This window comes from Rickettsia senegalensis (genome assembly GCF_056135685.1).
This window is the reverse complement of sequence record NZ_JBVYTQ010000001.1, coordinates 338211-362766: the sequence shown is the minus strand read 5'-3', so window position 1 is coordinate 362766 and position 24556 is coordinate 338211. Positions and strand designations below refer to the sequence as shown.

Genomic DNA, 24556 nt, shown 5'->3' with positions numbered 1-24556 from the left:
CTGTGTGCTTTTAATAGAATAATCATAATTATGGCTCTTTTTAGCTGCAAATTATCAGATTTTTTTGAAATATGAATAACTATTCCTTCAAAAATCTTATTAATTCTCGCTTAAAAATATCTCATAATTATAATCATTAATCAAAGTGTACAGACCTAGAGTCTATCTATAAAGTAATTTAAAGCTAATTAAATTCTTTTTTGCTAAAAATTATAAATTTTTTTTTTGAAATAGGGTTAGCTATTCCAGCAAAAAACTTGTTAATTTTCGCTATAAAATCTCTTTAATTATCAGTTAAAATTACTTTATAGATAGACTCTTATATTCTTTTACGTACAAATAAATATAATCCGATCGCTAAAGCAATAACCAAATTGGAATAACAAGCAAAAATAAAATCTAGATTTTTTGAAGCAAAATTTTGCAATATAAAATGAATTGAAGTAACTAGCAATATTGTTAAGGCAGAAAATAATACCGGCATAAAAGTTGTTTTTTTGCTATAAGGATATCTCAAAAAAACTGCAAGTGCTAAAAAAGGTAATACAAAATTATATAAAGGCCAAATTATTCTTTGATGTGCTTCAGCAACTAATTTAATTTTTTTAGTAATAGCTAAATCATGAGGAGGGGCAAGTAATTCGCTTATATAATATTCGTTTGCTTCTTTATTATGTTTAGTTCTTTGCGATACTAATGGATTATCATTTTGTAGTTTTACCATTAAAGAATCGAAAGTTAACTGAGTTAAATTACCGTTTACGTCATATTCTTGTCTTATGCCTTTATTAAGTTCAAAAATCGGGCTATTATCATATATATTAAGAGTACCTGAACCCGCAAATACTACTGATGGGTTATCAGCGTTGCGATTATCAAATATTATTACGCCGTTCATAATATTTCCTGCTGATTTTTTATCTATAAAAACAGTGATATCTTTCGTTACTTTATTAAAAGTTTTCTCTTCAATCATACTTGAGATATAATTATTCTTTATAAAGTTTAAACGTGATTTTAAGTTTATATGAGATAAAGGCATGATGGTAGAAGATATATAATAAGCAAGTAGCATAACTATTGATGCGACATATAAAGCAGGCAATGCTAGCTGTACATTATTAACTCCCGAAGCTTGTAATATAATTAATTGTCGCTCGACTTTTAAATTATTATAGATATAGATCACGGCAATAACCGTTATTACCGGTAACAGAATAAATAATAAAGTAGGAAGTACTAGAACTATTAAACTGAAGAAGTCCATAACTTTTATACCTTTATCAAATAAGTATAAAAGTTTTAATATTTGCGTTATCCATACTATACTAGTTACCGAAAAAGTAACGACTATAAGCAGCGGTAAGATATTTTTTATAAAGTATTTTCGGTATAATAGCATAATATTTGTTTGGTTTTTTGATGTCATTCCTGCAAGGCATTGTTGCGTGGCAATCTCGTTAAATATCCTGAGATTGCTTCGTCAATTACTTCGTAATTTTCCTCGCAATGACGAAAGGATAAAGACACCAACCTTTCTTATTATATTATTTGCAAAGGCTCGATAAATTAATTTACCTATCACTATTGTTATAAATGTAATAGCAATGCCATAAATTATATCACTTGGGTAATGCATGGCAAGGCTTATACGAGATAAAGACACGAGTATGATAACACAAATCATTAAGATTTTTAACGGTAATTTAATATAATCCCAAATAAAATATGTTACCAAAACGCTAAGAGCCGCATGGCTACTTGGAAAGCTTGAAAAGCATCTTTCATTTGCAGTATTTATTATGGTCATGAAACTATCAGCAGGAAGACTGCAATAAGGGCGAGGAAAATTAACTGAAAATTTAAGAGCGGTAAAAATTAAACCGAATACCCCGTATATTATACCGATATCAATTAATTTATTATAATTGTGCCAAAATTTATTTTGCTGTTCATTATCATTTTTAATTTTCTTTAATTGAATATAAAAATATATACAGTATAAAATATATATTAAGGCGAAATTAGCGATATTAAAACAAAACGAAATTATTTTTAAAAGGTAAGGTATAAATCCGATATTAGTAACTTTATTCAAAAATAAGAATATTTCTTGATTTAAGCCACAAAAATTATAAAAAACTTCAAACATTATTTTAAATATTTATGTTACAAGTAACAATACTTGGATGCGGAGCATCTATAGGCGTACCGGTGATCGGGTGCGATTGCAGTATATGCTTATCGAATTCAAAGTACAATAAAAGAACTAGATCGGCAATATATATTAAAGATGAAAATAGCCAAATACTAGTTGATTTTGGTTTTGATATTAGAAATCAACTATTACGAGAAAAGATAAACAAGCTCGATTGTGCTATATTAACACATTATCATTCCGACCATGTTAACGGCATCGATGATTTACGGGTATTTACTTTTATGCAAGGTAAGCCAATTGAAATCTATACAGATCACGATAGTACGGCAAAGCTCCATACAAAATTTGATTATCTATTTAATAATAAGTTATTTAAGCTTGGGCGACTGTTCACAACTCAATCTGTTAGTTTTTTTGATAAAATTAAGATTAATACTACTGAGATACAATTTTTTAGACAACATCATGGTCCTATAGATAGTTTAGGTTTACGTATAGGTGATTTTGTTTATTCGCCCGATGTAATCGATTTTCCTCCTGAATCGGAAGAGTATTTAAAAGATATAAAAATATGGATATTAGATTGTATGGATTATAAATCAAATCCGAATCATGCAGGGCTTGATAAAGTTCTAGAATGGCATGAAAAATATAAACCTGAGCAGATATTATTAACCAATATGAGACATACGATAGATTATCATGAGATTACGAAAATGCTTCCAAATAATGTTAAGCCGCTTTATGACGGTTATAAATTTACGGTTTAGTTTATGATTATTTTAGAAAAAGTTTGTAAGCGTTACGGCAAAAATTACGCAATTAAGAATATTGATTTAGATTTTACTACTAAAGAAACTACTGTAATAATTGGACCTTCGGGAAGTGGAAAAACTACTCTACTTAGAATTTTAAATAATTTAGAAGAACCAAGTAGCGGTACTTTTTTGGTAGACGGGAAGAAGCTATTATCTAAAGATAGAAGAAAGCTTCGCTTAAAAGTCGGTATGGTTTTTCAAAATTTTAATCTCTTTCCGCATTTAACGGTAGGAGAAAACCTAATTTATACACCGGTAAATGTATTAAATTTATCAAAAGAACAAGCAATTTCTATGGCAAAGGAATTACTTGCAAAATTTAAGCTAACGCAAAAATTTGACTCATATCCGCTGGGTCTATCAGGAGGACAGAAGCAACGCGCCGCAATAGCAAGAGCCTTGATGATGAAACCGGAAATTTTGTTATTCGATGAACCGACTTCGGCACTCGATTCCGAAAATATTAAAGATGTTATAGAGAATATAAATTTATTAAAAGATCAAATGAGTATGGTAGTAGTCACGCATCATTTGAAGTTTGCAAAATTAATAGCGGATCGTGTTATTTTTATGGATCAAGGGCAGATTTTAGCAAATCAGCCTGCTAAGGAGTTTTTTAATAAACCGGCATCGCATCGAGCTAGGTTGTTTTTAGAGAATATCGGTGATTTAATGTAATATTCTTGATAAATATAAAATTGCAAATTATAATTAGTATTTAATTTAGTATTAATTATAGGTCTAATAATGGAACATATTTATGCAAATCTAACAGTTAGTATCTCTGAATTTAAAAAAAGTCCTACCGCATTATTAGATAAGGCAAGCGGCGAGCCTGTTGCCTTATTAAATCATAATAAACCGACTGCTTATTTAATTTCCGCTGAATTATATGCAAGAATCATTGAAGCTTTAGATGATAATTATTTATTAGAGCTTTCTAAAACTAGATTAAAAGATAAAAAGGAAGCAATCAAGGTTGATATAAATGACTTATAGTCTAGAATTTATTCCTATTGCCAGAAAAGAATGGGATAAGTTAGGTTCTACAATAAAAGAGCAGTTTAAAAAGAAGTTATCAGAGAGACTTAAATCACCCCACGTACCCAAAGATGCAGTAAACGGTGGAAATAACTTATATAAAATAAAGTTGAGGTCAGTCGGTTACCGACTAGTGTATGAAGTAGATGATAAGCGTATAATAGTACTTGTACTTGCTATTGGAAAAAGAAATCAGAATGAAGTGTATAACAAATTATTTTCTCGTATTTAATTTCTTAGTATCATATATGTAAATGAACATAATATCGCCACAAAACTTTATTTCCGTTAGCATCGGTTTCAAAAGCTGTTTCAGCAACGGCAATTGCATTAATGGTAGATCAAGGAAGTTTAGATTTTGATGAAAAATTCAAATTACCATACTTAAAAAATACTATTAGTCTTAATAATATTTTAAGCCATACCACAGGTTATCAATTCTCAGGAAATATTGAAATTGAGCAAGGAATGAGTCACTCAAAGCTTTTAATGCTGCTGCAAAAACAACAAGCTAGTTGTAAACCAGGGCAATGTTATAAATATAGTAATATCGTTTTTAGTTTGCTTGAAGAGCTTTAAATTGTAAAAAATTAAGTTTAAATGCTGCAACAGATAATTTGCGTACAACGCTTAAAACGCAAGATATACAAATATTACCGCTAGAGCCGAATATACAACTTGCTTATCCGCATTCTAAATCAATAATAGACGGACAAGAGGTAATAACATTACTGCCGTTTCCGCCTTACTACCCAAAGACGGTACCTACATCTGCCGGTATTTTTGCATCGATAGATGGAATGATTGAAATATTCAAACTTAGTTTTGGTTATAAACCGAATCTTATTTCTAAAAGTACTTTAGATCGTATGTATAAAATAGTAAAATCAAACAAAGATGTTTTTGAATTTAAATGGCAACCGATGTGGTCTATTGATAAAAAAATGATTGAGTCATATTACGCTCTTGGATGGCGTATTCTTAAAGTATAAGGACGCTCAAATAAGGATTTAATTTTTCACTCAGGCTATATTAACGGTATTAATTCTTTTATTGGTTTTATACCCTCAGAAGATCTTAGAATTATTATTCTAGTGAACCAAGAAGGTAGTTTTCCACTTAAAAATGGGTTGAGACTTTGGTTTGATTATATAGGTTAAAAAAATTATATTATATGAATAAAAAACTTATAAAACTTATTTTTATAATTTGCAGCACCGTAATTGTAACTGGTTTGTTATACAAATATATCAATCAGCATCATCCAAAATTTTTCAAAGAGCCACAAAATATAGGGAGTTTTTGTACGTCGTTATTAATATTATTTAGTATAATTTACAGTACTATTGGCCAAAATGAAGTGCGTAAATTTTGTTTGCAATTAGCAATGTGGGCAGCAATTTTTTTAGTTATAATAACCGGTTATGCTTTTAGGTTTGAGCTGAACTATGCTTATCATAGGGTAATATCTGCTTTGATTCCCTCATATAAATGGTCTACTGAAGTCGGAGAAATTATTATAGCTCGTAGCGGGGACGGGCATTTCTATATCAATGCTTTTGTAAATAACGTTAAAATAAAATTTATGGTAGATACCGGTGCAAGCGATATAGCTTTAACTAAAGAAGATGCCCAAAAATTAGGCCTTGACTTAACTAAATTAAAATATACTAGAACTTATCTAACGGCTAACGGCGAAAATAAAGCTGCTCCTATAACCTTAAATAGTGTAGTAATCGGTACGGAATTTAAGAACATCAAAGGACATGTAGGTCTAGGTGACCTTGATATTTCACTACTCGGTATGTCGCTACTTGAACGTTTCAAAGGTTTCAGGATTGATAAGGATTTATTAATTTTGAATTATTAGACTTCATCGTCATTGCGAGGAAAAATTGAAAATTTTGACGAAGCAATCTCAGGATTTTGGCACAAGATTGCCACGCAGCCTATGGCTGCTCGCAATGGCGATTTTAAACCATAAACGCCGTATTAAAACGGAATTTTGAAACCAGGCGGTAAGCTCATACCGTTTAAAGCTCCTGATAAAGAATTTTGTGAATCTTCATCACATTTTTGTTTAGCATCATTAAAGGCAACTTTAATTAAATCTTCAAGCATTTCTTTTTCTTCTGCTTTTAATAAAGATTCATCAATTGTAATCTTTTCAACTTCACCTTTACCGGTTGCAATAACCTCAACAAGCCCGCCGCCGGCTTTACCGGTATATCTTGCATTTGCCATTTGCTCTTGAGCTTCTTGCATTTTCTTTTGCATTGATTGGGCTTGCTTTAAAAACTGATTAAAATTTACCATAATTCTATCCTTTAATTTTTAGCTTTTAAGTAAAAAATCTGAAATTACTATATTTGGGAAATGTTTTTTAATTAAACTAAAATCATTACTTACTTCAATCTTACCTATTAACTGATTCTTTAAGGTTCGCTTGCTCTGTCCCTTTATGATTACTATCTCAAGCTTTTCTTTAGTAAAAGCAACTAACAAATCTTCTATTTGTTTTTTTATTTTGCTTGTAATTTCAAGGCTTACGAGTTCTAATCTATTATCACTGAGATTTTTAAGTTCTGTGTTATTAAGTAGAAAGTAATATATATCTATCTCATTATTTTTATATAGATATTCAAGAAAATCTACAATTTCAAATTTTTTTTTTATTTCCGGATTAATTGGTTGATTTAAATTTTGATTATTACCGTCAAAATCTGCAAGCAAGGATAACGATGTCGAATATATAGATTTTATAACTAACATTTCCGTTTCTGCTAGTCTGTTATAGGAAATTTTTATTTCTCCTACTCCCTTATTATATATTTGCCATAAGATTGATAAATGCGGCAAACTGATTTTACCTAATATGCTTTTAGTTCTATCGTTAAATGATTCATATATTGGCAAACTATAATTAGGCAACATTTTTACTTTATTAAGATACGCAATAAAATCTGCTACCGATTCTATAAAAATCTCAAGATTAACCGAAAAACCGTAAAGTCTATTTATTAAATTTATAGCTTTTTCCGTCTCTTTGCGAACTATATACTCCACAAATTCTATTATAACGGAAGCGTCAACAAGCCCAAGCATTTGATTAATTACATGAGGGTTAATTATATTATCGGATTTTGCAGACATACTGGCTGCTTGATCTAAAATAGACACTGCATCACGTGCCGACCCTTCAGACTTATGAGCTATAATTCTAAGGGCCTCTATATCGGTTTTTAAATTTTCCTGCTTAGTTATATATTCAAGTAGCTTAAAAATCTCTTCAAAATTCAACCGCCTTAAATCATAACGTTGGCATCTTGAGATAATAGTTGCAGGTATCTTTTGTACTTCCGTCGTTGCAAAGATAAATATTATATGAGGCGGCGGTTCTTCTAAAGTCTTAAGAAGTGCATTAAATGCTCCCTTAGAAAGCATATGCACTTCATCGATAATGAAGATTTTATGCTTCCCTTGTAGAGGTTTATATTCAGCGGATTCTATAATTCTACGTATATCATCTACGCTAGTTTTACTTGCTGCATCAATTTCGATTATATCAGGGTGATTATGATTATTAAAGCTGACACAATTCGTGCATTCTTCGCATGTTTTAATAGTCGTATTTTCGGCGATTAAGGCAGAGCAATTTACGGCTTTGGCAATAATACGAGCCGAGGTAGTTTTACCGACCCCTCTAATACCTGTTAAAAGATAACCTCCGGCGAGCCTATCGTTTAAAATAGTATAACTTAGAACTTTGACAAGTACCTCTTGTCCCTGAAGCTCAGCAAAATTACTAGGACGATATTTCCTTGCAAAAGGTATATACTGATTAGATGAATTTATATCTGTCACGATTGTTATAAGACTTTTTATGTCATACCTCGTCATTGCGAGGAAAAATTGAAAATTTTGACGAAGCAATCTCAGGATATTTGACGAGATTGCCACGCCGCTTCGCTCCTCGCAATGACGATTAATTGGTCAAGCCACAGCATGATAATATAACTGTATTTACTCGAAGTCTTTTTGAAATTGCTCTTTTATTTTTTAAGAGTTCATATGCTCACGTACTTAAGTGTACGCTCCGCTATTCACTCTTAAAAAATAAAAGAGCAATTTCAAAAAGACGAAGAGTAATGCTAGTAATGACCCACCGAATCCCACTCCGGCTGCTTCCTTTCAGACCTGACCGACTAAACAGGCACAATGCCCACTACTAGCATAATTAACATAACCTGTTTCTTTTCAAGAAACAATATATTTTTTTTCTATTTCCGATTTTGTTAATCTTTCAGGTGGACCGAATATTTCAGGGTTTTTTAATTTGAATAAATCATCGGAAAATTTTTGTACTTTAGCTATTTTATCAAAAGTAATAGTGACTATATTATTATCTTCAAATATTTTTAATGCCTCAATTTGTTTAGTAGCTTTATTAAAAGTAATTTCGCTATGCTTATCCGTTAAAGTATGATAGATAGTAATTTTAGAAATATTTCCTTTGTTAACTACCGATTCAAAAACAAAATCCTTGTCAAAATGCTTGTTATCTTCTAATAAAAAATTAAATGTATTTTCGCTTCTATTAATACGGCTTACTTGCTCCATATCATAATCATACATCGATACGAAATTTTTAGTACCTATTATAACTAAAGGGAAAGGAGGATAATAATTACATCTAAAATTATAAGGTTTGTGGATTAGTAATTTTCCTTTAACTATTTTACCGTACGAATCTTCTTGAGTAAAATCTATAGCAACCGATTTTATCGTATGTAGATAAGTTTTTAGCTCCGAAATAGTTGTTTTATCATCTGCTCCAAACACTACGACTGAATTTATAAAAACACAAATAATAATTAAGAATATTTTTTTCATTTTTATTGTTTTATATTTTAAATTATGTTTAAAATACCTTAGTTATTTTGTTAAAACAAATAATATTTATGAAAATCGTTGCTTTAAAAGAAAAGGCCAAGCATGAAACGCGAGTCGCTATAACGCCTGAAGTAGCAGGATTACTAGTCAAAAAAGGCTATGCGGTTACGGTAGAAAAAGATATAGGGCTTTCTGCCGGTTTTCTTGATGAAGAATATGTTGCTCTAGGTGCTAAAGTATCTTCGGTACCACTCGAAATTACTTCCGATGCCGATATTATATTAAAGGTGCAACCTTCATCCGTTACGGATAAATATAGTGAGCTTGAATTTGCAAAAAAAGGAGCAATTATTATAGGATTATTATCACCTTATTCAAATCATGAATATATAAAAGCGGCAGCCAAAAAAAACCTTACGACTTTTGCTATGGAATTTGTGCCGAGAATTACTAAAGCTCAAAATATGGACGCTTTATCTTCTCAAAGTAACTTAGTAGGCTATAGAGCGGTAATTGAAGCAAGCTATCATTACACAAAGGCTTTTCCTATGATGATGACGGCAGCAGGGACGATTTCACCGTGTAAAACTTTGGTGCTGGGTATCGGTGTTGCAGGACTCCAAGCTATTGCAACGGCAAAAAGACTCGGTAGCATTGTTGCAGGATATGATGTAAGAGCAGCTACCAAAGAGCAGGTAGAGAGCTTAGGAGCTAAGTTTGTTTCACCGGAACTACAAGAAGATTTGCAGGATAAATCAGGTTATGCTAACGAAAGTTCGGAAGATTACAAAGCTAAACAAGAAGAGTTCTTAGCAAAAATTATTAAAGGATATGATATAGTTATTACTACTGCACAAATTCCAGGGAAAAAAGCTCCTCTGCTTGTTACGGAAAAAATGCTAGAATCTATGAAGCACGGTTCAGTGATTGTTGATATAGCGACCTCTACAGGAGGAAATGCGGAAGGTTCAGAACCTGATAAGATCATTACTAAACACGGTGTTACCATAATAGGTTTATCAAATCTTGCTACTAAAATTGCTACCGATAGCTCAAAACTCTACTCTAAGAATTTATATAATTTTCTTAGTTATGCCATGCAAGACGGTAAATTTAATATGGATGATGAGTTAGTACGTGATATGTTGATTACTAAAGACGGCAAAGTTGTGAGTGAGAAATTAAATATATGAATCAATTACCGATAATGGCTAAACAAGCGGTTGAAATTGCCCATAATACTCAAGAATTATCAGATAAATTAAAAGATTTGGTAATAGATACTAGTTGGCAAACAAACACAAGTACTATAGACCCGCTAGTATTTGCTATAACCATTTTTGTATTAGCTTCTTTTGTTGGATATTATGTAGTGTGGAAAGTAACGCCTGCACTCCACACTCCGCTTATGTCCATTACTAACGCTATTTCAGGTATTATAGTTCTTAGTTCTATGATCGCCGCAAGTAGCTCTGCTTTTGGGTTTTCCGGTTTACTTGGGTATTTTGCAACGCTGCTTGCTTCTATAAATATCTTCGGCGGATTTATAGTAACAAAAAGAATGCTCGAGATGTTTAAGAAGAAATGATTATAATGTTATACTGCGTTGCCTGCGTGGAGCATTAAACGTGTTCGATGTCATTTCTGCGAAAGCAGGAATCCATCATAAAGCGAGATAAATCGAGCTTTTAATTTCAAAAATTTGCTGTATTTATACTTTTTTTAGATTCCTGCTTTCGCAGGAATGACATAATTAAGTCATAAGGTTAACGTTTATAGTGACAAAAACCAACCTACAACTCTAGTTCTTTATATTCAACGGTAACTACTTCGTATGATTTAGATCCTTTCGGTGTTGTAACTTCTACAAAATCACTTACCGATTTTCCAATCAAAGCTTTTGCTATAGGAGAAGCGATTGAAACTCTTTTTCTAGTTATATCGGCTTCATATTCTCCTACAATAATATATGTTACTTCTTCTTCAGTATCGTCGTCAATCAAAGTGACCGTAGCTCCGAATTTTATGTTATCTCCTGATAATTTACCAATATCAATAATTTCCGCTCTTGCCGTCATATCTTCAAGCTCTTTAATACGCCCTTCTATAAACGCTTGTTTCTCACGTGCCGCTTCATATTCTGCATTCTCGGATAAATCGCCGTGTTCTCGTGCTTCGGCTATATCTTCACTAATTTTTTTACGCTCTACATGTTTTAAATGTTTAAGCTCGTGTTCTAATTTTTCAAAACCTTTAGCGGTGATAGGAAATTTTGTATTCATAATTATATTGTGTAGATTTAGTAATTTTAGTATACTATTTTCAATAATATAGATTTCAGCAAGTATATTTGTAATAGTTAAATTTGTCAAATAAGCCTTTTTAATTATTTTTCACATATCTAAAAACATATTAATGATTCTATGGAAATTAAAGATTTTGACTTTGAGAAAAAGCGTAAAATTTTCCACCTATCGGCTATAATATTTCCGTTGCTTTATTTATTTATTCCAAGAACCGCTATTACGTTATTATTATTTATAATAACGGCTATTACATTATATTTAGACGTATCACGTCATAATAATGCAAAAATTAGCGAATTTGTAACTAAATTTTTTTCAAAAGTTATAAGGCCCTCAGAAAATAACGGTTCTTTTGCTCTAAGCGGCATTAGCTTTATGATGCTCGGTTTTTTCTTAACTGCTCTTCTTTTTCCTAGAAATTTAGTGATTTGTTCGTGGTTGATTTTAATTATTTCAGATTGTTTAGCGGCTCTTGTCGGCGTTAAAATAGGAAATAGCTTAGGTAACGGCAAATCTATAGCAGGTTCTGTTACTTTCTTAGCTTCTGCAATTTTTATAAGTATATTAGTGTATTTCTATTTAGGGTACAATACGAGTTTTATTATTATCATTATAAGCTGCATAGGGGCTACAGCAGCTGAATTTTATTCAAAAGATTTAAGAATTAACGATAATTTATCTATACCGCTTTCTTATTGTTTATCTACAGCTATTCTTTCTTACATATTGTGATATACTCGCCCTACTTGAAAAATTGGCTACGTCGCCTTTGTAAGACCTCGGATGCTCACGTATTTAGTATACGCTCCGCTCCTCGGCTTACAGACTCCTTGCTCTTTTCCAAGTTGAACTTCGTATAATAAGGAATATATTATGAGAGTTACACCGGAATTTTATGAGTTATTAAGAAACCGTATTAACATATCCGATGTAGTACGGCAAAAAGTAGCTTTAACTAGAAAATCCGGTAACTATGTAGGTTTATGTCCTTTCCATCAAGAAAAGACCCCATCTTTTACAGTTAGTGATAGTAAGAGATTTTTCTATTGTTTTGGTTGTAAAGCAGCCGGTGACGTTATAAAATTTACTTCTAATATTAGCGGTTTATCCTATAATGAGTCTGCTATAAAGCTTGCAACCGATTATGGTATAGAGATACCGAAATTAACTGCGAAACAGAAAGAATTTTATGAAGAATCCGATGAAATTCTAAGTATTTTAGAACTTGCCAATAAGTTTTTCAGGACACAATTAACGCCTGAAATATTAAATTATCTACACGAAAGGGGGGTTACCGAAGAAACAGTAAAAGAGTTTTCAATAGGCTTCGCTCCGAAGAATAATAAATTTGAAAAGTTTTTTCACGATAAAGATATAGATATTATAAAGCTTGGTAAAGCAGGGCTAATCGGCAAGCGAGAAAACGGCGAAATATATAATTTATTTTCTAACCGTATTACTATTCCAATCAGAAATATTTACAATAAAATTGTAGGCTTTGGCGGTAGGGTACTAGGGGGGGAGCTACCTAAATATTTAAATTCACCTGAAACTACAGTATTTCAAAAAAGTGAAACTCTATACGGTGAGCATAAAGCGATAAGCAGTAGCTATAAAAAAAATCACTCGATTCTAGTAGAAGGTTATTTTGACGTTATAGCACTACATCAAGCAGGCTTTAGCGAAGCGGTTGCGAGCCTTGGTACTAGCGTTACTGAAAATCATTTACATAAATTATGGCGTGCCGGCGATGAAATTATATTATGTCTTGACGGAGATAATGCAGGTATAAAAGCTAGCATAAGAACTATTAACTTAGCATTACCGCTTATTAATAGTGAAAAGAAAATTTCTTTTATTAGGTTACCAAACGGACTTGATCCCGACGATGCAGTAAATAAAAACGGCGCTGATTTTTTTGCAAAGCTTATAGATAAAAGAATAAGCCTGTCAGAAATGATTTGGTATATTGAGTACAGTGGCAGGAGTTTTAAAACTGCGGAAGAAAAAGCTAATTTAGAGAAAAATTTAAAAGATTACTGCAGTAAAATATCGGATAGTAATTTAAAAGCAAGTTATTACAGGTTTTTTAAAGATCAAATATGGCAAAATTTAGTCACAAAGCAGAAGAAAGCTACAACTAAAAACTCAAATTTGGCTCCTATAATTTCAAGTCACGGCTATTCAGAGCTTGAAATGCTAGAACACGCTTTTTGTGCTCTGTTGATTAAATTTCCTATAATACTTGAAGAAAAAGATATTAGAGATTTCATCTTAAATTTAAATTTTAATAATACATCGCTTGAAGAATTCCGTAATTGGTATTTAAACGAGATTATAGATAATAACGTAGAAGCAAGTGAAATTACTGCAATTGTGGAAAAAACTAGCTTTTTTGATATTTTTTTATTATTATCAAAAACGGATAATTTGTTTTTAGATATCTCATTTAATAAAAATAATATCAGACTAGATTTATTATGGCAGTGGCTACATAAGAAATATTATCTAATAAATTTACAAAAAGAATACGCTATTACCATAAACAGTACAGACAATCACGACTTTGAAAAAGTTTTATTATATAAAAAAGAAATTCTGAAGATTGCAAATGAACTTCAAGTTTTAAACGAATCTTTTATTAATCACACGATAACTTAATTATTTCAAACTTCTTTTAAAAGAAAAAAGCATATAGGTATTTAATGAGCAATAGCAATATAGACAATGATCTAGATAAAATAGATAGTTTACTTAAAAAAGCTAAATCTAAAAAGATACCGGTCACTTATGATGATATAAACAAAGCTCTTCCTCTGAATAAAAATCCTTCAATAAGACAATTAGAGGAAGCTATATTAAAATTTTCTGATGCAGGAGTAGATATTTTAGAATCTAACGAAGATGATGAAATTAAGCTTGATATCGGAATGGATGAAGAATTTAAGCTATCTACCAATGTTGATAATGAACCTGAGGATGAGGTAGAAGAAGAAAATATAGGTACTACCGATGATCCCGTAAGATTATATCTTAAAGATATGGGAGGCGTCGATCTTTTAACTCGTGAAAACGAAGTAGAAATAGCAAAGAGGATTGAGGAAGGGCGTAAAACAATGATTGCTTCCTTATGCAAAAGCCCTATTGCTATGCGTTGTTTTATAGTATGGTATGAAGATTTAGTTAATGAAAAAATGTTACTACGTGATCTGATAGATTTAGAAGCTAACATGTTACATGACGAAACACCCGAAAATGATGAAGAACATAGTAGTGAGACCGAAGGAGAAGAGCATGAGGATAATCACTTATCTATGTCTAGAGTAGAAACGCAGATATTACCTAATATCATAGAGCGTATGAAAAAGATTTCTTTTATCTGCGAAGAGCTACTCATTGAAGCTAAAAAATGTTATGAGAAATCTTTTGAGCCGAAGGTTTTACAAAATAGCAAAAAATATAATAATAATTTGGAATTATTGATAAATGAAGTTTTGGAAATACATTTTAATTCTAAAAGAACAGAAGAAATTTTAGGTAAGATGTATGGAATAAATCGTGATTTAATTAATAAAGAAACAGCCTTTTTAAAACTTGCTGAAAAATACGGAGTAACTCGCCAAAATTTCCTAGATGAATATATAGGATCGGTGATCAATGCAGCATGGAAAGAAAAAATGCTGAAAAATAAAAAAGTCGCCTGGAAAGAGTTAATTACTAAAGAATCGGATTATATAGATCAAATGATTGCCGAATTATCGCTTATAGAATCTAATACCGGGCTTTTAGTTAATGATTTTAAAAAACTAGTGAATACTATACAAAAAAGTGAGAGACAAACGCTACAAGCAAAAAAAGATATGATAGAAGCGAATTTACGTTTAGTTATATCTATCGCTAAAAAATATGCTAATAGGGGATTGCAGTTTTTGGATTTAATTCAAGAAGGTAATATAGGACTCATGAAAGCGGTGGATAAATTTGAATACCGCCGTGGCTATAAATTCTCTACCTATGCTACTTGGTGGATTAGACAAGCTATAACAAGAGCTATTGCAGATCAAGCAAGGACTATACGTATTCCTGTGCATATGATTGAAACAATTAATAAGATACTGCGTACCTCAAGACAAATGCTTAATGAACTTGGCTATGAACCGACGGCAACGGAAATTGCTAACCGTCTTTCAATGCCGCTTGACAAAGTGCGTAAAGTCATGAAAATAGCTAAAGAACCTATAAGTCTTGAGAATCCCGTAGGTGATGATAGTGACGGCGGTCAATTAGGCGATTTTATCGAAGATAAGAATGCAGTAGCGCCGATTGATGCGGCAATTCAGTCAAACTTACGAGAAGTTACCACTAGAGTACTTGCAACCCTTACGCCACGTGAAGAAAGAGTGCTTAGAATGCGTTTCGGTATAGGCATGAATACTGACCATACATTAGAAGAAGTAGGGCAGCAATTTAAAGTAACTAGGGAACGCATAAGACAAATAGAATCCAAAGCTTTAAGAAAGTTACAACACCCTATTAGATCCAAAAAGCTTAATAGCTTTAGAAGCGGTGGAAAGCGCGGTGAAGGTAATCCATCAGATTTACTAGAAGCATGATATACTTATTTAATTGTAATAGTTGAGATTTAATCTTACATTTAGTAAAATTAAGATAATATTAAATGGAGGATTAGAGATGAATCTAAATCAAAAAATAATAAAGCCAAAAATAGGATTACTAGAATTAGCTAGGAGTCTTGGTAGTATATCGTCAGCATATAAAGCTATGGGTTACAGTAGAGACAGTTATTATAGGTTTAAAGAGTTATATGAAACAGGAGGAGAAGAAGCATTATATGAGATTAGTCGGAAGAAGCCAATTATAGCGAATAGAGTTGATCCTGCCGTAGAGAGAGCAGTATTAGATATGGCAATAGAATACCCTGCTTATGGTCAGCTGCGAGTATCAAATGAGCTTAAAAAGACTGGTATTCTTGTATCACCTGGAGGAGTTAGATCTATTTGGCTACGTAATGATTTAAATAATATCAATAAAAGACTTAAAGCATTAGAAGCCAAAATGGCTCAGGATGGTATTGTTCTTACCGAAGCTCAGTTACAAGTATTAGAGAAACGGCGTAGCGAGAAAGAAGCTCATGGTGAGATTGATACACAGCATCCAGGTTATCTAGGATGCCAAGACACATATTATGTAGGTAATTTTAAAGGCATAGGCAAGGTATATTCTCAAGTGTTTATTGATAGTTACACTCGGGTTGCAGAGGCTAAACTATATACTGATAAAACAGCACTTACCGCTGCTGACATGCTTAATGATAGAGTGTTACCATGGTATGAGAGTCAGCAAATACCAGTACTTCGTATTTTAACTGATAGAGGTGGTGAGTATAAAGGTAATATAGAACATCATGCTTTTGAATTGTTCTTAAGCATTGAGGGTATTGAGCATACTACTACTAAAGCATATTCTCCTCAAACAAATGGTATGTGTGAACGTTTTAATAAAACTATGAAACAAGAATTCTTTGATACTGCTATGCGTAAAAAGATCTATACTGATCTTGATGATCTACAACTAGATCTTGATATTTGGCTAGAATATTATAATAATGAAAGACCGCATTCCGGTAAATATTGCTATGGAAAAACACCTATGCAGACTTTTATGGATAGTAAAAAGTTAGCTGTTGAAAAGAATAACGAAATCTTATATCTTGAATACTCATCTGACAGTCATAACTTATCAGACATTCAGATATAATTTTTATAATGTCTGTGAGATTAAATCTTGACTTCTACAATTTAATTTGCAAAATTGGCTACGTCGTCTTTGTAAGTCCTCGGATGCTCACGTATTATTATTATACGCTCCGCTCCTCGGCTTACAGACTCCTTGCTCTTTTTCAAATTAAATTTCGTCTATCTACTTTCATTTATAGCAGTATACTCATTATAATTTACAAAATTGGCTGTGTTGTTGCATGTATATGTTATGTCATTCCTGCGTAGGCGGGAATCCAGCATAAAGCGAGATAAATCGAGCTTTTAATTTCAAAAATTTGCTGTATTTATACTTTTTTTGGATTCTCGCCTACGCGGGAATGATATCGAACGGATTTTTTGGTCCACGCGGGCAATGCTTGCTCTCAATGACGGCTTAGGTATCTTTTTCGCAGGAATGACAATAACAATCCCTTTATGTATCGATATAAGATTACCATTGAATATTTAGGCACGAATCTTGCAGGTTGGCAAAGGCAAGCAGGAGTAATGTCGGTACAACAAATACTAGAAGAAGCGATTTATAAATTTTCCGGTGAACAAGTAATATTGTTTGGGTCAGGAAGGACAGATGCCGGTGTTCATGCTATAGGTCAAGTAGCACATTTTGATCTTTCAAAACATTTAGAACCTCACAAAATTATTACGGCTATTAACTATTTTGCAAGACCGTATGCTGTAGGAGTATGGAATTGTGAATTAGCCTCCAATAGTTTTCATGCTAGATTTTCAGCTACCTCCCGTCATTATATATATAGAATTATTAATAGGTCTTATCCATCCGTAATTGATTTAAATAGAGCATGGTGGATTAGTTCGTCTTTAGATATTCTAGCTATGCAAAAAGCTGCCGCTTATCTATTAGGCAAACATGATTTTACTTCCTTTAGGGCTAGCTCATGTCAATCAAAATCACCGATTAAAACTTTAACTGAACTTAATATTGTTAAAGAAGATGAAGAAATAAAATTATATCTTTCAGCCCCATCATTTTTGCATCATATGGTGCGTAATATTGTCGGTAGTTTAGTGCTTGTCGGTAAGAATGTTTGGCAGGCGGAACAAATTAAAGATGTTCTAGAAGCCAAAGATAGAAAAGTCGCCGGTCCTACTGCTCCCGCAACCGGACTTTATTTTGTAAAAGCAGAGTATTAATAACCATAGTATTACTCCTATCTACTTGCCAATAGTATAACCTCCGTTCCGTATTGTAACTTTCAATATTTAACACTATTTACAAAAAATCAAAATAGTATTTAGTTTACTAAAAAATTAATAATTGGTTAATTATGATGAATCAAGGAGCTTTACAATCTAAACCCAATAATCCCCAAGCTATTGCTTTTCCTGAAGGTAAAACCATTTTGGCCACCACGAATACTTCTAAAGAATTATCATGTGTGTCAGAAACAAATCTAGACTTACAATTATTATATGACTCTATTGCTCCGGTAAAAAATGTTAAGTCTACTGTAGAAATGGTGGTTTATTTATTAAATTATTTATCTCCAAAAAATGAAATAATCGCTATGCAAAATACTATGCAGGCATTATTTATTAATTTATAACTATGAAGAATTTATAAGTAATAAATTGCTTGATAGATACAAAATTACAAAAATATCCAAAAATATTTATGACTATCAAATAGGGAAAAATTCTTATTTATATGGTTTTAAATCAAACAAAATTAATAACTCGCAATACAAAGAAAGTATTTTTAAAAATACAAGCTACGGAGGTTGCTGTATACGCCGCTATAAAAAATGATCATAAACAAACCGCTGAAGAATTAATAAAAGAAGTATTAAAAAATGCAGACTTACACTTAACCGTGTTTTCAGTGTAGAAGTCAAGATTTAATCTTACAGACATTATAAAAATTATATCTGAATGTCTGATAAGTTATGACTGTCAGATGAGTATTCAAGATATAAGATTTCGTTATTCTTTTCAACAGCTAACTTTTTACTATCCATAAAAGTCTGCATAGGTGTTTTTCCATAGCAATATTTACCGGAATGCGGTCTTTCATTATTATAATATTCTAGCCAAATATCAAGATCTAGTTGTAGATCATCAAGATCAGTATAGATCTTTTTACGCATAGCAGTATCAAAGAATTCTTGTTTCATAGTTTTATTAAAACGTTCACACATACCATTTGTTTGAGGAGAATATGCTTTAGTAGTAGTATGCTCAATACCCTCAATGCTTAAGAACAATTCAAAAGCATGATGTTCTATATTACCTTTATACTCACCACCTCTATCAGTTAAAATACGAAGTACTGGTATTTGCTGACTCTCATACCATGGTAACACTCTATCATTAAGCATGTCAGCAGCGGTAAGTGCTGTTTTATCAGTATATAGTTTAGCCTCTGCAACCCGAGTGTAACTATCAATAAACACTTGAGAATATACCTTGCCTATGCCTTTAAAATTACCTACATAATATGTGTCTTGGCATCCTAGATAACCTGGATGCTGTGTATCAATCTCACCATGAGCTTCTTTCTCGCTACGCCGTTTCTCTAATACTTGTAACTGAGCTTCGGTAAGAACAATACCATCCTGAGCCATTTTGGCTTCTAATGCTTTAAGTCTTTTATTGATATTATTTAAATCATTACGTAGCCAAATAGGTCTAACTCCTCCAGGTGATACAAGAATACCAGTCTTTTTAAGCTCATTTGATACTCGCAGCTGACCATAAGCGGGGTATTCTATTGCCATATCTAATACTGCTCTCTCTACGGCAGGATCAACTCTATTCGCTATAATTGGCTTCTTCCGACTAATCTCATATAATGCTTCTTCTCCTCCTGTTTCATATAACTCTTTAAACCTATAATAACTGTCTCTACTGTAACCCATAGCTTTATATGCTGACGATATACTACCAAGACTCCTAGCTAATTCTAGTAATCCTATTTTTGGCTTTATTATTTTTTGATTTAGATTCATCTCTAATCCTCCATTTAATATTATCTTAATTTTACTAAATGTAAGATTAAATCTCAACTATTACACATGGCCCCATTGTTCATCTATCTCAGGAGCAATAATTACTTCTGTTGTACTGATAGAATGATTTATTGTTTTTTAATACTAGATTTTTTTAAAACACGGATAACTGTATTGATACCCACTTTTAATACTCTTACTGTATCTCTAACTCCAGAGCCGTTGATTGACATTTCTACTATTTGCTCCTTAACTCCAGGCTTAGATGCATTATTAATATACTCCAATTGAAAATATCGATTACACCGCTTGCATTGATATCTCTGTTGTTTTGAAATTGAATATCCTGACTTTATTACTTCTTCTGTGTTGTTACAATATCTACACTTAACATCTATTTTTGCCATAACTCCTTAACTATAATTCTCTCTTATTACTGTTTGAGGATTATAGACTATTTACTCTAAACTGCAATACGGAGGCACGACCAGTTTTTGTCGCAAGGTTGATGCTTGAAATGCACCGGTCTCGCAGTTAAAAATGAATGAAATTAAGGCGACTTGTTGCTTAATTAAATTATTAATATTTCTTTTTAATTTACTATTTAGAAGAAAAGCTGCTTAGTTTAGAGATTTGGTGAAAGGCAATTAATAAAAATTAGTTTTATTGAATCTTTCATTAAACGGCAAAAAGCTTGATTTTATGCTGCATTTGCGGTTTGATATTTTTGTAGAAATACTGAAAAATGAAGAATGGCGCACCCTAAAGGATTCGAACCTCTGACCCACAGATTAGAAATCTGTTGCTCTATCCAGCTGAGCTAAGGGTGCTAAACATTTACGGTAAACTTTATATCAGTTTTAATAGTTTTTTTCAAGTATTCTTTTATTATCATAAATAAATGTGATAAATAACATAATGAATAAATTCTATAATTACAATTCTTCTTCACATCAGGTTTTACTTAATCTTAAAGTAAAGCCTAATTCTAAACAGAATCTAATTAGCGGTTTTGTAATTATCAATAATATCCCATATTTAAAATTATCTATAAAAGCAACACCGGAGCAAGGTAAAGCTAATGAAGAAATCATAAATTATCTAGCAAAAGAATGGAAATTATCACGCAAGGATATAGAAATTATTAAAGGTCATACTCATAGCTTAAAAACGATATTGATAAAAAATATTGACGAAGACTATTTAAATTTAATTATTAATTCCTATATTAAATAAATAAAGTTTTGTTACAAGATGCCAAAATCGTCATTGCGAGCGACTAAAAGCCTTGTTGCATAGATACCAAAACCGTCATTCCTGCAAGACCTTGTTGCGTAGATATAAAAAAAGTAGCTGCGAACTAAGAAAAGTAGTAAATCGACAAAAAACTTAACCACAAGTGTGTATGTCAAAGCTACAAAAAGTTTGCAACTGGAAAGAATATAACAGAAGTTTAAAGAAAAGAGGAACAATAATTTTCACATTTTGTGAAGAATATTTAAAAGAGTTATATTATGGAGGGGAACAGAGGCAAGGAGGAGCGAGAAGATATAATAGCAAGATGTATGAATATTTGCTAACAATTAAGCTGTTATTAAGATTGCCATGGCGAGCAACAAGCGGATTTGCAGAAGGAATGTTTAGCAAAATATTTGCGGGTAAGGATTTAAGAATACCGGATTATGCCCATGCATCAAGAATCGCTAGTAAGCTAAAGTTACGAGTAAAAAATATTGGAGTACAAGAGAAAGGTTCAGGGAAAGAGATAGTATTTGATAGTACCGGAGTAAATGTATATAGCACCAGTGGGTGGCATCAAAGGAAATACGGTAAGGATGGATTATATCGTAAGAGAGAACAGTGGAAGAAGATACATGTAGCAGTCGATTTAGATAGTATGGAAGTACTATCTGTAGCCTATACGGATAGTAACACAAACGACTGTGAAGTTGTTGGTGATATGAGCAAAGAGATAACAGGCAAAGCTAAAACCGTTATAGCAGATGGAGCTTATGATACGCAGGAGTTTAGAAAGATAATATATGATTGGGGAGCACAAGATTTAATGCCCCCAGCACGAACATCTAAGTCACAAGATGAATTAAAGAATAAAAGCAAGGTAGAGAAAGAACATTTAGCTTACAGAGATAAAGTAATAAAAGGAATTAGAGAATATAAAAATTTTGATGAAGGTTTAAAAGCATGGAAAATTAATAGCGGCTATCATCAAAGGTCAAGGGTTGAATCGTTTATGTTTAGGTTGAAGCGAACGTTTGGCTTTAACTTACAACAAAAAACAGAGAAAGGAAGAAAAAACGAAGTAATTACTAAGATAAATATATTAAATGAAATGATTGCCCTTGGGAAAGCTCAATATAGCTTTTAGAATTATATAAAATTTAATTATTTTTATACTCTAAGCGCTATATTGACTTTTTTTAATCTCCACGCAACAACGCCTTGCGAGAAAGGCTTGCTTGCGTGGACTCCCAGTCGTCATTGCGAGGAGCGAAGCGACGTGGCAATCTCATGAAATAATAACAAACTCCTGAGATTGCTTCGTCAAAATTTTCAATTTTTTCTCGCAATGACGAAAAAACTGACTTAGTAACAAAGCTAAAAACAAGAATTTATAAATTGGTTTAATATGACACAAGAAAAAAAGAAATTTGATGCCGAGGTTGGCAAGATTTTAAATTTAATGATTCACTCTCTTTATAGTAATAAAGAGATTTTTATGAGAGAGTTAATTTCTAATGCTTCGGATGCTTGCGATAAATTACGTTATTTATCTCAAAGTAATAGTGCATTAGTAGCTGGCGATAGCAATTTTAAAATTACGGTTAAAGTCGATAAAGATAAAGGACAAATCATCATCCGCGATAACGGTATCGGCATGAATAAAGACGATTTAATTGAAAATCTCGGTACTATTGCAAGATCAGGTACAGCAAATTTTCTTAAAAGCCTTTCTGGTGATTCTAAAAAGGATAATATGCTAATCGGTCAGTTTGGTGTTGGATTTTATTCAAGCTTTATGGTAGCCGATAAAGTGACTGTAACTTCAAGAAAAGCCGGGGAAGATAAAGTCCATGTTTGGGAATCGGACGGGCTTGGCGAGTACATTGTTTCAGATTCGGATAAAGAATTCACAAGAGGCACGGAAATCGTTTTACATATCAAAAAGGAAGAAGATACATTCCTTGATCATTTTAGATTAAAACACATCGTTAAAAGCTATTCCGATCATATAGCAGTACCGATATATTTCTTTGATGAGGCCGGTAATAATGAAATCCAGCTTAATTCAGCTTCTGCATTATGGACAAGACCGAAATCAGAAATTACGGAAGAACAATATAAAGAATTCTACAAAAGCTTATCTTATGCTATAGATGATCCATGGGTTACTCTGCATAATAAAAATGAGGGAGCTATAGAATTTACTAACCTACTTTTCATTCCCTCAAGCAAAACATTTGATTTATTCCATCCTGATCGCAAAAGGCGTGTAAAATTATATATAAAAAGAGTATTTATTTCCGATGAGAATATTGATTTAATCCCGTCATATTTAAGGTTTTTACGAGGGGTAGTCGATTCAGAAGATTTACCATTAAATATTAGTCGTGAATCACTGCAACATAATAGCGTACTTGAGAAAATCAAAAATGCTATTACAAAAAGAGTACTTGGCGAGCTTAAGAAAAAGAAAGAGGAATTACCTGAAGAATATAATAAGTTTTGGGCTAATTTCGGAGGTGCTTTAAAAGAGGGTTTATGCGAGGCTACAACCGATCATGAAAAATTATTAGAGGTATGTATATTCAGAAGTGCCTTGCATAATAAAATGATTAGCCTTGACGAATATATAGCAGGATTTAAAGAGGGGCAGAATACTATATATTATTTAAGCGGGGATAATCCCGATAAATTACTTTCAAGCCCGCAAATCGAAGGACTACTTAGTAAAAATATCGATGTATTACTTTTTACCGATACAGTGGATGATTTTTGGGTAAATGTTAATAGCGAATATAAAGGACATACTATTAAATCAGCAACAAGAAGCGATATCGATGTAGAGCAAACTACTTCACAATCTGAGGAGAAAAATGCAGATAGTAAAAAAACCGATGACGAATATAAATCGCTAACCGATTATTTTAAAGAAACACTTGGGGGGTTAGTAAAAGAAGTTAAGATCTCTAAAAAACTAACCTCAAGCCCTGCTTGTCTTGCCGTTAGCGACGCTGCTATGGATATTCGTATGGAGAGATTTTTGATTGAGCAGAAACAAATAGCTGCTGCATCTGCCAAAAATTTAGAGCTAAATCCTAAAAATAAAATCATAAAGAAAATCTTTAATGATTTAAAAGTAGATAATAAAAATAATGAAGAATTGGTTAATCTAATATTTGATCAAGCCTGTATTTTAGAGGGCGAACCGGTTGCTGATACCGGTGCATTTTCAAAAAGATTAAACGATATTGTACAAAAAGCTATATTATAACTTTAAACTTTTTTAATTTTAATGTAGAATGGTTGCTTAGATATCGTCATTGCGAGG

27 protein-coding genes, 1 tRNA gene and 1 other RNA gene are annotated in these 24556 nt (G+C 32.2%); 19 read left to right on the top strand and 10 right to left on the bottom strand.

Annotation, left to right across the window (positions count from 1 at the left end):
- Positions 1 to 319: 319 nt before the first annotated feature.
- Together AC0ODJ_RS01880 and AC0ODJ_RS01875 are read right to left on the bottom strand one after the other, a co-directional pair.
- A complete protein-coding gene (locus tag AC0ODJ_RS01880; RefSeq protein WP_474465649.1) occupies positions 320 to 1402 on the bottom strand; it encodes an LptF/LptG family permease in 1083 nt (360 codons plus the stop codon).
- 81 nt (positions 1403 to 1483) lie between these two features.
- A complete protein-coding gene (locus tag AC0ODJ_RS01875; RefSeq protein WP_218460863.1) occupies positions 1484 to 2152 on the bottom strand; it encodes a phosphatase PAP2 family protein in 669 nt (222 codons plus the stop codon).
- 14 nt (positions 2153 to 2166) lie between these two features.
- On the opposite strand from AC0ODJ_RS01875, the gene AC0ODJ_RS01870 reads away from it, so the two are divergent.
- The 7 genes from AC0ODJ_RS01870 (at position 2167) to AC0ODJ_RS01840 (ending at position 5890) form a co-directional block, all read left to right on the top strand.
- Positions 2167 to 2931, top strand: a complete 765-nt coding sequence (locus tag AC0ODJ_RS01870; RefSeq protein WP_218460864.1) for an MBL fold metallo-hydrolase — start codon at positions 2167 to 2169, stop codon at positions 2929 to 2931.
- Positions 2932 to 2934: 3 nt separating this feature from the next.
- A complete protein-coding gene (locus tag AC0ODJ_RS01865) occupies positions 2935 to 3657 on the top strand; it encodes an amino acid ABC transporter ATP-binding protein (RefSeq protein ID WP_218460865.1) in 723 nt (240 codons plus the stop codon).
- A 69-nt stretch (positions 3658 to 3726) separates the two neighbouring features.
- Entirely contained in the window at positions 3727 to 3978 is a 252-nt protein-coding gene (locus tag AC0ODJ_RS01860; RefSeq protein ID WP_202069499.1) for a type II toxin-antitoxin system Phd/YefM family antitoxin, read from the top strand.
- Positions 3968 to 4252 (top strand): type II toxin-antitoxin system RelE family toxin, encoded by a 285-nt coding sequence (locus tag AC0ODJ_RS01855; RefSeq protein ID WP_218460866.1) that lies wholly within the window; start codon positions 3968 to 3970, stop codon positions 4250 to 4252. Before AC0ODJ_RS01860 ends, AC0ODJ_RS01855 begins: the two co-directional genes overlap by 11 nt.
- Positions 4253 to 4344: 92 nt before the next feature.
- Positions 4345 to 4599 carry a serine hydrolase gene (locus tag AC0ODJ_RS01850; protein WP_371920422.1) on the top strand — a complete coding sequence of 85 codons (255 nt, stop codon included), beginning with the start codon at positions 4345 to 4347 and terminating at the stop codon, positions 4597 to 4599.
- Between the two features lie 38 nt (positions 4600 to 4637).
- Positions 4638 to 5012: a hypothetical protein gene (locus AC0ODJ_RS01845; protein ID WP_256621516.1), complete on the top strand. Its 375-nt coding sequence runs from the start codon at positions 4638 to 4640 to the stop codon at positions 5010 to 5012.
- Between the two features lie 182 nt (positions 5013 to 5194).
- Positions 5195 to 5890, top strand: coding sequence for an aspartic protease APRc (locus AC0ODJ_RS01840; protein ID WP_218460867.1), 696 nt, complete (start codon positions 5195 to 5197; stop codon positions 5888 to 5890).
- 122 nt (positions 5891 to 6012) lie between these two features.
- Here AC0ODJ_RS01840 and AC0ODJ_RS01835 read toward each other — a convergent pair whose 3' ends face one another.
- The 4 genes from AC0ODJ_RS01835 to AC0ODJ_RS01820 form a co-directional block, all read right to left on the bottom strand.
- The gene (locus AC0ODJ_RS01835; RefSeq protein ID WP_218460868.1) at positions 6013 to 6336 is read right to left on the bottom strand and encodes a YbaB/EbfC family nucleoid-associated protein; all 324 of its coding nucleotides are present in this window, start codon (positions 6334 to 6336) and stop codon (positions 6013 to 6015) included.
- Positions 6337 to 6354: 18 nt separating this feature from the next.
- Complete coding sequence (dnaX, locus tag AC0ODJ_RS01830; protein WP_218460869.1) at positions 6355 to 7884, bottom strand: DNA polymerase III subunit gamma/tau; 1530 nt, start codon at positions 7882 to 7884, stop codon at positions 6355 to 6357.
- A 279-nt stretch (positions 7885 to 8163) separates the two neighbouring features.
- Positions 8164 to 8257: signal recognition particle sRNA small type (ffs, locus tag AC0ODJ_RS01825), an RNA gene on the bottom strand.
- 20 nt (positions 8258 to 8277) lie between these two features.
- Positions 8278 to 8913 carry an outer-membrane lipoprotein carrier protein LolA gene (locus AC0ODJ_RS01820; protein WP_218460870.1) on the bottom strand — a complete coding sequence of 212 codons (636 nt, stop codon included), beginning with the start codon at positions 8911 to 8913 and terminating at the stop codon, positions 8278 to 8280.
- Between the two features lie 68 nt (positions 8914 to 8981).
- On the opposite strand from AC0ODJ_RS01820, the gene AC0ODJ_RS01815 reads away from it, so the two are divergent.
- Complete coding sequence (locus AC0ODJ_RS01815; RefSeq protein WP_218460871.1) at positions 8982 to 10106, top strand: Re/Si-specific NAD(P)(+) transhydrogenase subunit alpha; 1125 nt, start codon at positions 8982 to 8984, stop codon at positions 10104 to 10106.
- Positions 10103 to 10501 carry an NAD(P) transhydrogenase subunit alpha part 2 gene (locus tag AC0ODJ_RS01810; RefSeq protein ID WP_218460872.1) on the top strand — a complete coding sequence of 133 codons (399 nt, stop codon included), beginning with the start codon at positions 10103 to 10105 and terminating at the stop codon, positions 10499 to 10501. Before AC0ODJ_RS01815 ends, AC0ODJ_RS01810 begins: the two co-directional genes overlap by 4 nt.
- Before the next feature lie 205 nt (positions 10502 to 10706).
- On the opposite strand, the gene greA is transcribed toward AC0ODJ_RS01810, so the two are convergent.
- A complete protein-coding gene (gene greA, locus AC0ODJ_RS01805; protein ID WP_218460879.1) occupies positions 10707 to 11195 on the bottom strand; it encodes a transcription elongation factor GreA in 489 nt (162 codons plus the stop codon).
- A 141-nt stretch (positions 11196 to 11336) separates the two neighbouring features.
- On the opposite strand from greA, the gene AC0ODJ_RS01800 reads away from it, so the two are divergent.
- The 7 genes from AC0ODJ_RS01800 (at position 11337) to AC0ODJ_RS01770 (ending at position 18866) form a co-directional block, all read left to right on the top strand.
- Positions 11337 to 11951, top strand: coding sequence for a diacylglycerol/polyprenol kinase family protein (locus AC0ODJ_RS01800; protein ID WP_218460873.1), 615 nt, complete (start codon positions 11337 to 11339; stop codon positions 11949 to 11951).
- Between the two features lie 141 nt (positions 11952 to 12092).
- Complete coding sequence (gene dnaG, locus AC0ODJ_RS01795; RefSeq protein ID WP_218460874.1) at positions 12093 to 13880, top strand: DNA primase; 1788 nt, start codon at positions 12093 to 12095, stop codon at positions 13878 to 13880.
- 44 nt (positions 13881 to 13924) lie between these two features.
- A complete protein-coding gene (gene rpoD / locus AC0ODJ_RS01790; RefSeq protein WP_218460875.1) occupies positions 13925 to 15832 on the top strand; it encodes an RNA polymerase sigma factor RpoD in 1908 nt (635 codons plus the stop codon).
- 79 nt (positions 15833 to 15911) lie between these two features.
- On the top strand, positions 15912 to 16997 hold the full coding sequence (locus tag AC0ODJ_RS01785) for an IS481 family transposase (RefSeq protein WP_121834048.1): 1086 nt from the start codon (positions 15912 to 15914) through the stop codon (positions 16995 to 16997).
- Positions 16998 to 17434: 437 nt separating this feature from the next.
- Positions 17435 to 18172 (top strand): tRNA pseudouridine(38-40) synthase TruA, encoded by a 738-nt coding sequence (gene truA, locus AC0ODJ_RS01780; protein WP_218460288.1) that lies wholly within the window; start codon positions 17435 to 17437, stop codon positions 18170 to 18172.
- A gap of 134 nt (positions 18173 to 18306) precedes the next feature.
- Positions 18307 to 18585 (top strand): hypothetical protein, encoded by a 279-nt coding sequence (locus AC0ODJ_RS01775; protein ID WP_218460289.1) that lies wholly within the window; start codon positions 18307 to 18309, stop codon positions 18583 to 18585.
- A 101-nt stretch (positions 18586 to 18686) separates the two neighbouring features.
- The gene (locus AC0ODJ_RS01770) at positions 18687 to 18866 is read left to right on the top strand and encodes a hypothetical protein (RefSeq protein ID WP_218460290.1); all 180 of its coding nucleotides are present in this window, start codon (positions 18687 to 18689) and stop codon (positions 18864 to 18866) included.
- Positions 18867 to 18900: 34 nt separating this feature from the next.
- Here AC0ODJ_RS01770 and AC0ODJ_RS01765 read toward each other — a convergent pair whose 3' ends face one another.
- The 3 genes from AC0ODJ_RS01765 to AC0ODJ_RS01755 form a co-directional block, all read right to left on the bottom strand.
- On the bottom strand, positions 18901 to 19986 hold the full coding sequence (locus tag AC0ODJ_RS01765) for an IS481 family transposase (RefSeq protein ID WP_474465598.1): 1086 nt from the start codon (positions 19984 to 19986) through the stop codon (positions 18901 to 18903).
- Between the two features lie 128 nt (positions 19987 to 20114).
- Positions 20115 to 20393: an IS1-like element transposase gene (locus AC0ODJ_RS01760; RefSeq protein WP_474464641.1), complete on the bottom strand. Its 279-nt coding sequence runs from the start codon at positions 20391 to 20393 to the stop codon at positions 20115 to 20117.
- 346 nt (positions 20394 to 20739) lie between these two features.
- Positions 20740 to 20816 (bottom strand) — tRNA-Arg (locus AC0ODJ_RS01755).
- 88 nt (positions 20817 to 20904) lie between these two features.
- Between AC0ODJ_RS01755 and AC0ODJ_RS01750 the strand changes: the two genes are divergently transcribed.
- From AC0ODJ_RS01750 to htpG, 3 genes are all read left to right on the top strand, one after another.
- On the top strand, positions 20905 to 21222 hold the full coding sequence (locus AC0ODJ_RS01750; RefSeq protein ID WP_218460793.1) for an A1G_07140 family DUF167 domain protein: 318 nt from the start codon (positions 20905 to 20907) through the stop codon (positions 21220 to 21222).
- 169 nt (positions 21223 to 21391) lie between these two features.
- Positions 21392 to 22372 carry an IS5 family transposase gene (locus tag AC0ODJ_RS01745; protein WP_474464761.1) on the top strand — a complete coding sequence of 327 codons (981 nt, stop codon included), beginning with the start codon at positions 21392 to 21394 and terminating at the stop codon, positions 22370 to 22372.
- 261 nt (positions 22373 to 22633) lie between these two features.
- On the top strand, positions 22634 to 24499 hold the full coding sequence (htpG, locus tag AC0ODJ_RS01740) for a molecular chaperone HtpG (RefSeq protein WP_474464759.1): 1866 nt from the start codon (positions 22634 to 22636) through the stop codon (positions 24497 to 24499).
- Positions 24500 to 24556: the final 57 nt, after the last annotated feature.